Raw genomic sequence first — 13,232 nt, forward strand, 5'->3', positions numbered from 1 at the left:
GTGTCGGTGCCCGGCCTCGTGGCCGAGGTGCACGTCCGCCCGCCGCTCCCGCCGGGCAGCGCCCCCGKCCGACGGGCACTGGTCCGTGCCGCGCAGGGGGCCGTCACCGGATCCGCCCGCGCCGCGCCCCCGGTGGCCCGCGCGCACGCGGAAGCCGCCGCACACCCCTGACGGTCCGTCACCGAAGCGGGGTACCGTCCCCGCATGTACCCCGGAGCGTACGACCCCGCCAGGACGGCCGTCGTCACCGCGGACGGCGGCCGTGCCCTCACCTACGGCCAGTTGGAGGAGCGCTCCCTGCGGCTCGCGGACCATCTGCGCGCCGCCGGACTGCGGGTGGGCGACCACCTGGCCCTCCTCTGCGAGAACGACCCGCGCGTCCTGGAGGTCCACTGGGCGGCGCTGCGCTCCGGCCTCTACCTGACCGTGGTCAACCACCACCTGACCGCCGACGAGGCTGCCTACATCGTCCGCGACTGCGGCGCGAAGGCGCTGATCGTCTCGGGCCCGCTCGCCGCACTCGGCCGCGCGGTGCGCGCGTCGGCCCCGGACACGGCACTGCACCTGGACCTCGACGACGGCTCGTACGAACAGGCCCTCGCCGGCGCCTCGCCCGAACCCCCGGACCACCAGCCCCGCGGCACCGACATGCTCTACTCGTCCGGCACCACCGGGCTGCCCAAGGGCATCGCGCCGGCGCTCCCCGAGGGCGACGTCCGCGAGGAGATGAGCATCTACCAGCTGCTCTTCCAGCCCATGTACGGCTTCGGCGAGGACTCCGTCTACCTCTGCCCGGCCCCGCTCTACCACGCGGCGCCGCTGCGCTTCGGGTACGTGGTGACCGCGACGGGCGGCACGGTCGTCCTGATGGACTCCCTGGACTCCTTCGACCCGCGGGAGGCGCTGGCGGCGATCGAACGGCACCGGGTCACCCACAGCCAGTGGGTGCCCACCATGTTCGTACGGATGCTGAAGCTGCCCGAGGAGGTGCGCGAGGCGTACGACGTGTCGTCGCTGAAGGTCGCCATCCACGCCGCCGCGCCCTGTCCCGTCGAGGTCAAGCGCCGGATGATGGACTGGTGGGGGCCGATCCTGTACGAGTACTACTCGGCGACGGAGGCCAACGGCATCACCTTCGCCGGCCCCGACGAGTGGCTGCGCAAGCCCGGGACGGTGGGCCGCGGCGGCTTCCTCGGCGAGCTGCGGATCTGCGGCGAGGACGGCAAGGTGCTGCCCGTCGGGGAGACGGGGACCGTGTACTTCGAGCGCGACGAGCTCCCCTTCCGCTACCACGGCGACGAGGCCCGCACCCGCGAGGCGCAGCACCCGGAGCACCCGAACTGGACGACCACGGGCGACATCGGGCACGTCGACGAGGACGGTTACCTGTTCCTCACCGACCGCAGGGCGTTCACGATCATCTCCGGCGGCGTCAACATCTACCCGCAGGAGACCGAGAACTGCCTCACCCTGCACCCGAAGGTCGCCGACGTCGCGGTCGTCGGCGTCCCGGACGCCGAGATGGGCGAGGCGGTCAAGGCGGTCGTCCAGCCGGCTCCCGGCGCGTCGCCCGGCCCCGCCCTCGAACGCGAGCTCCTGGACTTCGTGCGCGCCCGCATCGCCCACTACAAGGCACCCCGCAGCATCGACTTCACGGACGCGCTGCCCCGCACCCCGACGGGCAAACTGGCCAAGTCCCGGCTCAGGAAAGCCTATTGGGCCTGAAAAGACGGCTGCGGTGACCGGGCCGTCCCCAGGTCCGCGATCCGGGCCAGGCGGCGGTACGAGTCCAGCAGGGACTCGCGGTCGTACGTGCTCGTCGTGACCAGGACCTCGTCGGCGGCGGTCTCCTCGATCACCGTCTCCAGCTCCTCGGCGACCTGCTCCTCGGTGCCCGCGACATGGCCGCTCAGCCCCGCCTCGTAGAAGCCGCGCTCCTTGTCCGTCATCGGCAGGGACGCGACGCGTCCGGCGGGCGGCAGCGGCGGGAACGTGCCGTGCGTGCGCGCGTACGCCATCGACCAGGCCTCGGGGAGCAGCAGGCGGCGGGTCTCCTCGGGGGTCGCCGCGACCGCGACCGTGCCGGAGACGACGACGTACGGTTCCCGTGACCAGACCGACGGGCGGAACGTCTCGCGGTAGTGGTCGACGCCGCGCCGCATCTTCTCGCGGTTCCTGAGGTCGCCGATCACCATCGGCAGGCCGGCCCGGGCCGCGATCGTGGCGCCCTCGCCCATGGCCAGCACGAACGGCGGCACGGTCAGGCCCTCGGCGGGGCGCGCGTGCACCCCGGTCGGGGACGTGCCGCGGAACCAGCCGAGCAGCTCGTCCAGCTGCGCCGCGAAGTCGTCCGCGACGTCCTTGTCCCGGCCCAGCGCCCTGCGCACCCCGTCCGTGAACCCCACCGAGCGGCCCAGGCCCATGTCGATGCGCCCGGGGAACAGGGACTCCAGCACACCGAACTGCTCGGCCACCACCAGGGGCCGGTGGTTGGGCAGCATCACCCCGCCCGTGCCGACCCGGATCGTGCGCGTCGCGGCGGCGACCGCGGCGGCCAGCACGGTGGGCGCGGACCCGGCGACCCCCGGTACGCCGTGGTGCTCCGCGACCCAGACCCGGTGGTAGCCGAGCCGCTCCAGCTCCCCCGCCAGCCGCACGGTGTCGCGTAGCGCCTCGGATGCCGGGTACCCCTCCCGGACGCGGGAGCGGTCGAGGACGGAGAAACGGGTCGACGCGATCACTGAGCTCACACGCTGTTCAACAGCGGGGCAGCCCCAGGATTCCCGCAGGAAGTGGTTTGGTTCTGTCATCAGCAACACCGGACTCCGGAGGAACCGTGGACGTCACCCTCGGCGTGTGGGCGCTGACCGTCGCCGTACTCTGCGTGCTCGTCGCCGTGGACTTCCTCGTCGGGCGCACACCGCACGACGTCTCCCTCAAGGAGGCGGGCATCTGGACCGCTGTCTGGGTGGCGCTCGCGGTGGCGTTCGGCATCGGCCTGCTGGTCGTCTCCGGCGGCGGCCCGGCGGGCGAGTTCTTCGCCGGGTACATCACGGAGAAGTCGCTCAGCGTCGACAACCTCTTCGTCTTCGTGCTGATCATGGCGAAGTTCTCGGTGCCGCCCCCCTACCAGCAGCGGGTGCTGATGGTCGGCGTGCTGCTGGCGCTGGTGCTGCGCACCGTCTTCATCGCCGCCGGCGCCGCGATCATCTCCACGTTCTCCTGGGTCTTCTACCTCTTCGGGGCGTTCCTGATCTGGACCGCGTGGAAACTGGTCCAGGACGCCCGCAAGGACCACGGCGAGGACGAGTACGAGGAGAACAAGCTGCTCAAGGCCGTCGAGCGGCGCTTCGGCGTGGCCGACCGCTACCACGGCACCAAGCTGTGGGTGGAGCAGGGCGGCAAGCGCGTGATGACCCCGATGCTGGTGGTCATGCTGGCGATCGGCTCCACGGACGTCCTGTTCGCCCTGGACTCCATCCCGGCCATCTACGGCCTCACCGAGGAGCCGTACATCGTCTTCACCGCGAACGCCTTCGCCCTCATGGGCCTGCGGCAGCTGTACTTCCTGATCGGCGGGCTGCTCAAGCGGCTCGTCCACCTCAGTTACGGGCTGTCGATCATCCTCGGCTTCATCGGCGTCAAACTGGTGCTGCACGCCCTGCACGAGTCCGGTGTGCACGTCCCGGAGATCTCCATCCCGTTCTCGCTCGGCTTCATCGTCCTGGTGCTCGCGGTGACGACGTTCACCAGCCTGCGGGCCTCGAAACAGCAGGAGAACCAGGCGTCCTAGGGTGGGCGCGTGACGAACCGCAGCAGGCCCCTGGCTCTCTTCGACCTCGACGGGACGCTCGCCGACTCCGCGCACCGGCAGCGGTTCCTGGAGCGCAGGCCGAAGGACTGGGACGCCTTCTTCGCCGCGGCGCCGCAGGACCCGCCGCTGGCCGAGGGCGTGGCGCTGGCCCTGGAGTACGCGCGGGAGTGCGAGGTGCTCTACCTCACCGGGCGCCCCGAGCGCTGCCGCGAGGACACGGCGGCCTGGATCGCCGCCCAGGACCTGCCCGAGGGGCGGATCCTGATGCGCCGCGACGACGACCGCAGGCCCGCCCGGCGCACCAAGCTGGAGAAGCTGCGCGCGCTGGCCGAGGGCCGCGAGGTCAGGGTGCTGGTGGACGACGACGCACTCGTGTGCGACGACGCCCGGCGGGCCGGGTTCACCGTCGTACGGGCCCACTGGGGCGCCACGTCCGCCGCGCTGAAGGCCGCGCAGGAGCGGGAGGGCCGGACCTGAGCGGCGCCGGCGGTACCGCACGGGGTGTGCGGTACCGCCGGCCCGTACGTCAGGAGCCCGGCACGAGGTCCGTCAGTCCGCGTCCTCCAGGCGGAAACCGACCTTCAGGCCGACCTGGTAGTGCTGGACCTGCCCGTTCTCGATCTGCCCGCGGACCTGGGTGACCTCGAACCAGTCGAGGTTGCGCAGGGTCTGCGAGGCCCGGCTGATCCCGTTGCGGATCGCCTGGTCGACGCCCTCGTGCGAGGTCCCGACGATCTCGGTGACCCGGTAGGTGTGGTCGGACATGCGGGTTGCTCCTCTCCGCCGTGGCCCGTGTGCCACGTGTCGTTCCACGGTGCCCCACGGGGCGGGGGACCGCGAGACGTGGACCCGGGAAAACCGGGGCCACGAGGCCCCGGGACCGGCCCGGGTCAGCGGGCCGTGCCGAGCGACAGCGCGAACCTCCCCCCGGTGTCCGTCCACCAGTGGCTGAGGCCCAGTCCGGCCGCGGCCAGCTCCGCGCGCACGCGCTCCTCGCGGAACTTCGCCGACACCTCGGTGCGCAGCTCCTCGCCCGCGGCGAACTCGACGGCGAGGTCGAGCGCCGGGATCTTCACGGTCTGCGCCGACCGGGCACGCAGCCGCATCTCGATCCACTCCTCGCCGGCGTTCCAGCGGGCCACGTGGTCGAACGCGTCGGGGTCGAAGTCCGCGCCGAGCTCGCGGTTGACGACGCTCAGCACGTTCTTGTTGAACGCGGCCGTCACCCCCGCCGCGTCGTCGTAGGCCGCGACGAGCACCGACTCGTCCTTGACCAGGTCGGTGCCGAGGAGCAGGTGGTCGCCGGGCGACAGCAGCGACCGTACGGACGCCAGGAACGCGGCCCGCTCGGCGGGCAGCAGGTTGCCGATCGTGCCGCCGAGGAACGCGACGAGCCGCGGCCCGGGCGTGTCCGGCAGCGTGAGACCGCCGGTGAAGTCGGCGATCAGCGCGTGCACGTCCAGCGCGGGGCGCTCGGCGGCGAGCGCCCGCCCGGCCTGCGTGAGCGCGCTCGCGCTCACGTCCACCGGCACGTAGGTGTGCAGGTCCGGCAGCGCGTCCAGCAGGTGCCGGGTCTTCTCGGACGAGCCGGAGCCCAGCTCGACCAGGGTGCGGGCGCCGGTCGCGGCGGCGATCTCCGGGGCCCGGGCGGCCAGGATCTCGCGCTCGGCGCGGGTGGGGTAGTACTCGGGCAGTGCGGTGATCTCCTCGAAGAGCTCGCTGCCCAGCGCGTCGTAGAACCACTTGGGCGGGAGCGTCTTCGGGGTGCGGGTCAGGCCGTGCAGGACGTCGGAGCGCAGCGCGGCCTCCGTGGCGTCCTCGGGCAGGGTGCGGGTGATCAGGAACGGACTCACGTACGGGGCTCCTTGCCGGGCGCGGGTGCCGGGTGTGCGTCGCTGTCGCCACTGTCGTCGATGTTCTTGAGCGGGGTGAGCAGGACGTCGGTGCGGCTCGCGGCGAGCAGCGTGCGGTCCGGCACCTCCTGCCAGTGCGGGTCGTCGTCGTAGGGCTCGGACGCGACGACGGTGCGCCGGCCGGGCTCGGTCAGGTACCAGAGGGTGTCGCCCCAGGCGGTGGCGGCGATCACCTCGCCGTTGGTGAGCAGGAGGTTGAGCCGGGAGCCCGGGGCCGCCGCGGCGACGTCGAGGACCGTGTCGGCCAGGGCCTGGCCCTCCTCGTCGCCGCCGCGCAGCCGGTTCAGGACCAGCGCCCACACGAGCGCCGAGTCGCAGCGCGCCTCCATCGACAGCAGCTCCTCGGCGGGCAGCGTCCGGGCGAGCGGCGCCAGTGAGCGCGGCCAGCCGGCGATGGCGCCGTTGTGGCTGAACAGCCAGGTGCCCGCGGCGAACGGCGCCGCCGCGGCCTCCCCGTCCGCCCCCGCCAGGGTCGCGTCGCGGACCGCGGCGAGCAGCGCGCCGGAGCGCACCACCCGCGCGAGGTCGGCGAAGGACTGGTCGCCCCAGACGGGCCCGGTGCGCCGGTAGCGCCCGGGCACCGGGTCGCCCTCGGCGTACCAGCCGACCCCGAAGCCGTCGGCGTTGACGGTCCCGTACCGCTGGCGCCGGGGCGCCCAGGACTGCCGGTAGAGGCTGTGCGGCGGGTCCACGAGGAGCCGCCCCAGCGGCTCCCCGGGACCCAGGTAGGCCAGGTGGCGGCACATCAGTCGCCGTCCGGGTGTGCGTCCCTGGCGGTGCGGAACCCGGAGAAGATCTGCCGCCGGACCGGGTAGTCCCAGTTGCGGAACGTGCCCCGGCAGGCCACCGCGTCCACGGCGAACGAGCCGCCGCGCAGCACCTTGTGCTCCGAGCCGAAGAACACCTCCGAGTACTCCTTGTACGGGAAGGCGCCGAAGCCCGGGTAGGGGAGCAGCTCGCTGGACGTCCACTCCCACACGTCGCCGATCAACTGCCGTACGCCCAAGGGCGACTGGCCCTCGGGGTAGCTGCCGGCCGGCGCGGGGCGCAGGTGCCGCTGGCCGAGGTTGGCGTGCTCGGGCGTGGGATCGGCGTCGCCCCACGGGTAGCGCGTCGAGCGGCCCGTCTCCGGGTCGTGGCGGGCGGCCTTCTCCCACTCGGCCTCGCTGGGCAGGCGCCGCCCCGCCCAGCGCGCGTACGCGTCGGCCTCGTACCAGCTGACGTGCAGGACCGGCTCGTTGGGCGGTACGACCTCGGTGGCGCCGAAGCGCCGCCGCAGCCACTGCCCGCCGTCGCGGCGCCAGAACAGCGGCGCCCCGATGGAGTGGGCCCGGATGTGGGACCAGCCCTGCGGGTCCCACCAGCGCGGGTCCTCGTAGCCGCCGTCCGCGATGAACGCCTGGTACGCCTCGTTCGTCACCGGGGTGGTGTCGATCCAGAAGGGCGGCACCAGGCGTGCGTGCGCGGGCCGTTCGTTGTCGAGCGCCCACGGCTCGGTGGAGGTGCCCATCGTGAACGGGCCGCCCGGCACCAGCACCTCGGCCGGCCCGGTGAACGCGTGGGCGGGCACCGGGTCCGGGGCCGTCAGCGCCACCGGTCCCTTGCGGAGCTGGTGGGTGATCAGCATGGTCTCGTCGTGCTGCTGCTCGTGCTGGGCGACCATGCCGAAGACGAAGCCGGCTTCCGTCAGCCGGTCGCCGTGCCCCTGGAACGCCGTGGTCTCCAGGACGTCGAGCGCCCGGCCGCGCACCTCGGCGGCGTAGGTGCGGGCCTCGGCGGGCGGCAGCAGGGGCAGCGAGGGCCGCTCGGCGCGCGGGTGCTCGAACGCGTCGTACAGGCCGTCGATCTCGGGCCGCATCGCGGCACGGCCCGCGACCGCCCGCAGCAGCCACTGCTCCTCCTGGTTGCCGATGTGCGCGAGGTCCCACACCAGCGGGGACATCAGCGTCGAGTGCTGCGCGGTCAGCTCGGCGTCCTCGACGCACGAGGTCAGCAGGGCGGTGCGTTCGCGGGCCGTGAGGAGCGCCGCCAGCGCACGCTTCCTGAGCGTCTCCGGGTCGTCGAACGCGGTCCCGGTGGCGGGGTCGGTCATGAACGTACGTCCTTCCCGTGGAGCAGGTGTTCCGTGCCGTGCGCGAGCGGGTCGCCGGCGCGGTCCAGCAGGTCGTCGGCGGGGCAGCGGCCCCGGGCCACGTAGCGGTCGGTGAACTCCGCGACCGCCGCCCGTACCCCGGGGCTCGCGCCCAGCCGGGGCAGCGCCTCGGCGGCCGCCGCGAAACAGGCCGCGGCCGCCTCCTGCAGCTCGGGGTCGGCCAGGCCGTCGCGGGCCGCGGCCGTCCACAGCGGATTGCGCGGGGCGGGCTCCGTACCGGCCCGTTCCGCGAGCGGTTTCACCGTCCGGTAGGCGGTCTCGGCGGCCTCCGGGTCGTCGAACAGCGCCGCCGTCACGGCGAGCGGCACCATCCAGCCGTCGTCACCCGGCTGCGCGTCGATCATGCGCAGTTCCAGGTGCCCGCGCGGGCGCACCGGCGGGAACAGGGTCGTCTGGTGGTAGTCGAGGTCCTCCTGGCCGGGCGGTGCGCCGGACCGGGTCCACGCCCGGAAGCTCAGGCCCTCCGGCACCTCCCAGGGACCGCTGGGCGCCCGGACGCACATCACCGGCGCGTCCAGGACGTGCCGCGCCCAGGCGGCCCGCGGGTCGCCGTCGAGGGACGGGGCGTCCGTGCGGCCCGCGTCCATCGCGGCCCACAGGCGCTGCCGGTGGGAGCGCCAGCCCGTGGGCACGCCCCGGGCCATCGGGGAGTGGGCGAAGGCGCCCACCAGGACCGCGCCCAGGTGGTGGGCCAGCCACCAGCGCCGCCCGAGGCCGAGCGGGCCCGGCTCCTCGTACCCGGCGTCCACGCAGACCTGGACGGAGGCGGAGGAGCACATCATGGCGCGGCCCTCGGGGCCCGCGCGGCCGAGGGAGACCTCCATGGCGTCGTAACGCGGCTCGTGGAGGTAGCGCACGGGTTCGTTCCACGGGTCCTGGCCGACACCGCTGAGGGCCAGGCCCGCCTCGCGCAGGACCGCGCGGACGGCGTCCAGGTCGGCGGAGACGGATCCTATGCACTCCATCAGGGAGGCGGCGGGTGCGGAGCTGAGCTCCAGCTGGCCGCCCGGTTCGACGGTGAGCGCCGAACTCAGGGGCAGGACCCGCAGTGCGGCGAAGGCCGCTTCTCGTCGTTCAGGTGGTACGGGGAGCCGCGGGTACCGCGGATCGTGGACGAGCCATTCGAGCTCCACACCGAGGAAGCGGGGCGGTCCGGTCTTGAAGCAGATGCCGCGGACCAGTGCCTCCACTTCGGCCTCGGTGACGGTGGAGCGGCGTGGCTCCGTACAGTCACTCACCGAATCGGACATGTCGGGATCCTCCTGAGATTCCATCCATGCCGCCGACCCGGCGGGGATGGGCCGGGCCGACAGTTGCTCGTCCCACCCAAGACCCTTTCGCCGGTTCGCACAAGAGTGCCTATAAACGCTTTTGTGGGTCGCGAAACCCTGTTGCGGCGCCGTACCAGCATCGCTCACCATGCGTTCATGAGCACGACGGGGGAGGCGATGGAGGCACCGGGGGAGACCGCACGGTGTGCCGCCATGGCGCCTACAGGGGTGGCGCCATGAGCGCCCGGCTGCGCGGGATCGCCCGGCAGACGGAGGAGATCGTCGCGGCGGGTTCGTACCGCGCGCCCGGTGGGCGCGAGGTGTCGATCGCCGCGGCGGTGGCCGCCGCCCGGGAGGGCACGCGGATGTACGGCCCGAGGCCCGTCCCCGCCCCCGCGGACCCGTCACCGGCCGCCCCCGCGGAGCCGTTCTTCGAGGTCACGGGCGAGAGCAGCCTGGAAGCCGCCCGCCGACTGACCGGCCAGGTCGCGGTCCTGAACTTCGCCTCGGCTCGCAACCCCGGCGGGGGGTACCTGAACGGCGCACAGGCCCAGGAGGAGGCGCTGTGCCGGGCGTCGGCGCTCCACACCTGCGTCCTCGGCGCCCGGGAGTTCTACGACCACCACCGGGCGCACCGTGACCCCTTCTACACCGATCGGGTGATCCACTCACCGGCCGTCCCGGTCTTCCGCGACGACCGCGGAGCACTCCTCGACGAGCCGTACGCCGTCGGGTTCCTCACGGCCGCCGCACCCAACGCCGGAGTGATCGAACGCACAGCTCCGGAGCGCGTGCCGGAGCTGCCGCGCGCCCTCGCCTCCCGCGCCGAACGGGTGCTGGAGACGGCCGCCGCGCACGGCTACCGCCGACTGGTGCTCGGGGCCTGGGGATGCGGGGTCTTCCAGAACGATCCGGCGCAGGTGGCCGGGGCGTTCCGGGCGCTGCTCGCCGACGGCGGCCGGTTCGCCGGCTCGTTCGAGCACGTCGCGTTCGGCGTCCTCGACCGTACGCGGGGAGCGGTGGTCCGGGGCGCCTTCGAGCGGGCGTTCGGGGCCGTTCAGCGCCAGCCGTAGCGCTCCCGGAGCCGGTGCACCACGAGGTTGAACCGCATCCGGTCCAGCGCGCACGCCTCCCGGCGCATCCCCTGCTCGTGCAGCCGCAGCACCCGGTCCACGCCGACCCACGAGTCGCGCCCCGACCGGTCCCACGGCCCGCTGCCGATCGGCACCCACTCGCGGTCGCCGTCGTGCGGCTTGCTGGACAGCTGCACGGCGAGGAACGTGCCGGCGGCCTCCCGGGCCACCACGAGCAGCGGCCGGTCCTTGCCCCGCCCGTCGTTCTCCTCGTAGGGCACCCAGGTCCAGACGATCTCGCCCGGGTCCGGGTCCCCGTCGTGCGCGGGCGAGTACTCGGTCCGCACGACCCCGACCCGCCGGGGGTCGGCCTCGGTGGTGGCGGAGGGCCCGGAGCGGCCGGGAACGTCATGCGCGGCGGAAGCGGTCACGCGCACACGCTATCCCGCGCCCCTTCCGGAGCATGAGGCACCGCCCGTCCCGTGGCCGCACGGTGCGCGGCCGCCCTCCGGAAGCCCCACATGTCCGGGTCCGTACGGGCTTTCCCGGCGGCGGCCCGCAGCCGGTGACCAATCCGAAACATGGCGAACTCGTGAAAGATTGACGGGAGTTGCAAAGGAGGGCGATGATTCGGATCGCTTCACTCCGCTGTGTCCGACGCGAGTGGAGCGGCACGGGTGACCCGGTCACGCGCTCTTTCCCTGCGCTCCCCCGCATCGGTCGCCCGCGCTCAGCCACCTCCCACACATCTCGATCCACAGAGGCTTATTTTGTCGCGTTCGCAACAATCCAGGATTCCGGCTGCCCTCGCAGCGTCCGCTCTTCTCGCCGTCGTCGGCGGCCCCGTGCTCGGGGCGGGCGTCGCGAGCGCCACGCCCGGCGGGGCCTGCGGGCCGGCCACCGTCCAGTACCGCATCGTCGGCGCCGACGGCGGCGTCGTGGGCGCGGACTGGACCTCGCAGGGCGGATTCCGCGCCTGGGACACCGTCCCCGAGGCCGTCGAGGTCCGGCTGGCCCCCGGACAGAAGGTCGCGGACGGCTGCAAGTACCCCGTCTCGCTCGCCGAGTACACCACCGAGGGACCCAACTGGCAGACCTCCGGCCGCCAGACCATGGTGGACAAGGCCACCGTCTACCTCACCGCCGAGGACGTGGCCGGCGACGACGCGAAGCGGACCTGGCAGAAGCTGGCCGTCAAGGCGCCCGACTGCTACGGCCAGATCGACCTGTACGGCGACGACGTCGCCTACGACGGCAAGACGGGGGAGGGGCACGGCCCCGCGCCCTACCAGCCCGACGGCGTCAACACCCCGTACCACCTGATAGCGGCCTGGAACGGGGGCGACAAGGCGTGCGCCACCACCCCGTCGGACTCGCCCACCCCGACCCCGTCGGAGTCGGAGCCGGAGTCGGCCCCGTCGACCCCCGCGGCCGAGGCTCCGCCCACGGAGGAGAAGACCCCGCAGGTCATGGGGAGCCGGCACCTTCCGGGGCGACGGTGGCGGTGGGCCCGCCGGACGGGGGACGCCGGACGGGGCGATCTGCCGGAAGGGGGCCGGAGCACGCGGCTCCGGCCCCCTTCCGCACGCGTCGCGGAACGTGTGTGATCAGGCGGCGGCAGGCGCCGTCGCGCGGCCCTGCAGCTGGGTGATGACCTCGGTCAGCTTGTCGGCGATCTCGGTGTCGTCGCCGGGGTGCGTCTCGGCGAAGCGGACGACCGACTCGGGGACGGAGAGCTTGATGTCCTCGATGACCGTGGCGCCGGCGATGCCGGCGGCCTTGCGGGCCTCGTCCTGCGCCCAGACGCCGCCGTACTGGCCGTAGGCGGTGCCGACCACGGCGAGGGGCTTACCGTTGAAGGCGCTCGCACCGTACGGGCGGGACAGCCAGTCGATGGCGTTCTTCAGGACGGCCGGGATGGTGCCGTTGTACTCGGGGGAGAAGAGCAGCACCGCGTCGGCGGAGGCCACGGCCTCGCGCAGCTTGGTGGCGGCGGCCGGCACGGCGCCCTCGACGTCGATGTCCTCGTTGTAGAAGGGGATCTCGGCCAGGCCCTCGAACAGGTCGACCTCGGCGCCCTCGGGCGCGAGCTTGACGGCCGCTTCGGCGAGCTGGCGGTTGTGCGAGCCGGCGCGGAGGCTGCCGACGAGCGCGAGGATGCGGACAGACATGGAAAACTCCAAAAAAGGGTGGGACGAGGGGGGMGGAACGAGCCGGTGAAACATTGCCGTCACAATCCGGACCGAGGTCCGTTTAAAGTTCTACCAGTGAAACGGACCGTGGTCCAGTTTTCTTCCCCCGGCGTTACGCTGTCTTCATGTCCGCCTCCCTGCCTCCTTTCCCGAAGCCCCAGGAGCCGACCGACGAGCCCGTCCTGCTGGAACTGTCCGCCGGGGCCGACGAACCCTGCCTGCGCGCCGACGCCGCCCGCAACCGCGCCCGGCTGCTGGAGGCGGCCACGCGCCTGGTCGCGGAGCACGGGGCGGCCGGCGTCACCATGGAGGCGGTGGCCGCCGCGGCCTCGGTCGGCAAGGGCACCGTCTTCCGCCGCTTCGGCGACCGCACCGGCCTGCTCATGGCCCTGCTCGACCACTCCGCGCAGCAGCTCCAGGCCGCCCTCCTGAGCGGCCCGCCGCCGCTGGGTCCCGGCGCGCCGCCGGCCGAGCGGCTCGGCGCCTTCGGCCGCGCCGTCCTGCGTCAGTCGGTCGACCACCTGGAGCTGCAGCTGGCCGCCCAGCCGGAGCCGACCCGCCGCCACTCCTTCCCGCCCCAGCGCTTCCTCAGCGGCCACGTCACCCTGCTGGTGCGCCAGGCGGTGCCCGACGCCGACGCGCCGCTCCTCGCCCAGGCGCTGATGGGCTACCTCGACCCCGCCCTGGTCCACTACCTGACCAAGGACTGCGGGATGCCGCTGGAACGCCTGGAGTCCGGCTGGAACGACCTGGTCGAACGCCTGATCCGGACAGAACTGCCGTAGCGGGAAAGGGACTTGGGGCGCATCCGCCGTAC

14 protein-coding genes are annotated in these 13,232 nt (G+C 73.3%); 6 read left to right on the forward strand and 8 right to left on the reverse strand.

Translation table 11 applies throughout. The features are described 5' to 3' along the window. Positions 1-204: 204 nt before the first annotated feature. Positions 205-1,725, forward strand: a complete 1,521-nt coding sequence (locus tag FGF04_RS36090; protein ID WP_149515608.1) for an acyl-CoA synthetase — start codon at positions 205-207, stop codon at positions 1,723-1,725. Here the strand turns inward: FGF04_RS36090 and FGF04_RS36095 are convergent. After that, on the reverse strand, positions 1,713-2,750 hold the full coding sequence (locus tag FGF04_RS36095; protein ID WP_149515609.1) for an LLM class flavin-dependent oxidoreductase: 1,038 nt from the start codon (positions 2,748-2,750) through the stop codon (positions 1,713-1,715). The genes FGF04_RS36090 and FGF04_RS36095 overlap by 13 nt on opposite strands. Positions 2,751-2,836: 86 nt before the next feature. On the opposite strand from FGF04_RS36095, the gene FGF04_RS36100 reads away from it, so the two are divergent. Both FGF04_RS36100 and FGF04_RS36105 read left to right on the forward strand, forming a co-directional pair. Further along, entirely contained in the window at positions 2,837-3,793 is a 957-nt protein-coding gene (locus FGF04_RS36100) for a TerC family protein (protein WP_149515610.1), read from the forward strand. Positions 3,794-3,802: 9 nt separating this feature from the next. Continuing rightward, on the forward strand, positions 3,803-4,291 hold the full coding sequence (locus FGF04_RS36105; protein ID WP_149515611.1) for a phosphatase domain-containing protein: 489 nt from the start codon (positions 3,803-3,805) through the stop codon (positions 4,289-4,291). A gap of 72 nt (positions 4,292-4,363) precedes the next feature. Here the strand turns inward: FGF04_RS36105 and FGF04_RS36110 are convergent, their stop codons facing one another. From FGF04_RS36110 to egtA, 5 genes are all read right to left on the reverse strand, one after another. Beyond that, positions 4,364-4,579: a dodecin gene (locus tag FGF04_RS36110; RefSeq protein WP_149515612.1), complete on the reverse strand. Its 216-nt coding sequence runs from the start codon at positions 4,577-4,579 to the stop codon at positions 4,364-4,366. Between the two features lie 125 nt (positions 4,580-4,704). Further along, positions 4,705-5,667 carry an L-histidine N(alpha)-methyltransferase gene (gene egtD / locus FGF04_RS36115; protein ID WP_149515613.1) on the reverse strand — a complete coding sequence of 321 codons (963 nt, stop codon included), beginning with the start codon at positions 5,665-5,667 and terminating at the stop codon, positions 4,705-4,707. Further along, the gene (egtC, locus tag FGF04_RS36120; protein WP_149515614.1) at positions 5,664-6,473 is read right to left on the reverse strand and encodes an ergothioneine biosynthesis protein EgtC; all 810 of its coding nucleotides are present in this window, start codon (positions 6,471-6,473) and stop codon (positions 5,664-5,666) included. The genes egtD and egtC overlap by 4 nt, the downstream gene beginning before the upstream one ends. Continuing rightward, positions 6,473-7,819: an ergothioneine biosynthesis protein EgtB gene (gene egtB, locus FGF04_RS36125; RefSeq protein WP_149515615.1), complete on the reverse strand. Its 1,347-nt coding sequence runs from the start codon at positions 7,817-7,819 to the stop codon at positions 6,473-6,475. The genes egtC and egtB overlap by 1 nt, the downstream gene beginning before the upstream one ends. Then, positions 7,816-9,129, reverse strand: a complete 1,314-nt coding sequence (egtA, locus tag FGF04_RS36130; RefSeq protein WP_149515616.1) for an ergothioneine biosynthesis glutamate--cysteine ligase EgtA — start codon at positions 9,127-9,129, stop codon at positions 7,816-7,818. Before egtA ends, egtB begins: the two co-directional genes overlap by 4 nt. A 257-nt stretch (positions 9,130-9,386) precedes the next feature. Here egtA and FGF04_RS36135 point away from each other — a divergent pair, with 257 nt between their 5' ends. Further along, a complete protein-coding gene (locus FGF04_RS36135) occupies positions 9,387-10,223 on the forward strand; it encodes a TIGR02452 family protein (RefSeq protein ID WP_149515617.1) in 837 nt (278 codons plus the stop codon). Here the strand turns inward: FGF04_RS36135 and FGF04_RS36140 are convergent. Continuing rightward, a complete protein-coding gene (locus tag FGF04_RS36140) occupies positions 10,208-10,660 on the reverse strand; it encodes a type II toxin-antitoxin system PemK/MazF family toxin (RefSeq protein WP_408055714.1) in 453 nt (150 codons plus the stop codon). The two genes, FGF04_RS36135 and FGF04_RS36140, sit on opposite strands and share 16 nt — an antisense overlap. Before the next feature lie 408 nt (positions 10,661-11,068). Between FGF04_RS36140 and FGF04_RS36145 the strand changes: the two genes are divergently transcribed. Next, positions 11,069-11,830, forward strand: a complete 762-nt coding sequence (locus FGF04_RS36145) for a hypothetical protein (protein ID WP_188114370.1) — start codon at positions 11,069-11,071, stop codon at positions 11,828-11,830. On the opposite strand, the gene FGF04_RS36150 is transcribed toward FGF04_RS36145, so the two are convergent. Then, complete coding sequence (locus FGF04_RS36150; protein ID WP_149515619.1) at positions 11,831-12,394, reverse strand: NAD(P)H-dependent oxidoreductase; 564 nt, start codon at positions 12,392-12,394, stop codon at positions 11,831-11,833. 146 nt (positions 12,395-12,540) lie between these two features. Here FGF04_RS36150 and FGF04_RS36155 point away from each other — a divergent pair, with 146 nt between their 5' ends. Next, a complete protein-coding gene (locus tag FGF04_RS36155) occupies positions 12,541-13,200 on the forward strand; it encodes a TetR/AcrR family transcriptional regulator (protein WP_149515620.1) in 660 nt (219 codons plus the stop codon). The last annotated feature ends 32 nt before the right edge of the window (positions 13,201-13,232 follow it).

The organism is Streptomyces apricus (assembly GCF_008369065.1).
In the GTDB taxonomy this organism is placed as follows: Bacteria; Actinomycetota; Actinomycetes; order Streptomycetales; family Streptomycetaceae; genus Streptomyces; species Streptomyces apricus.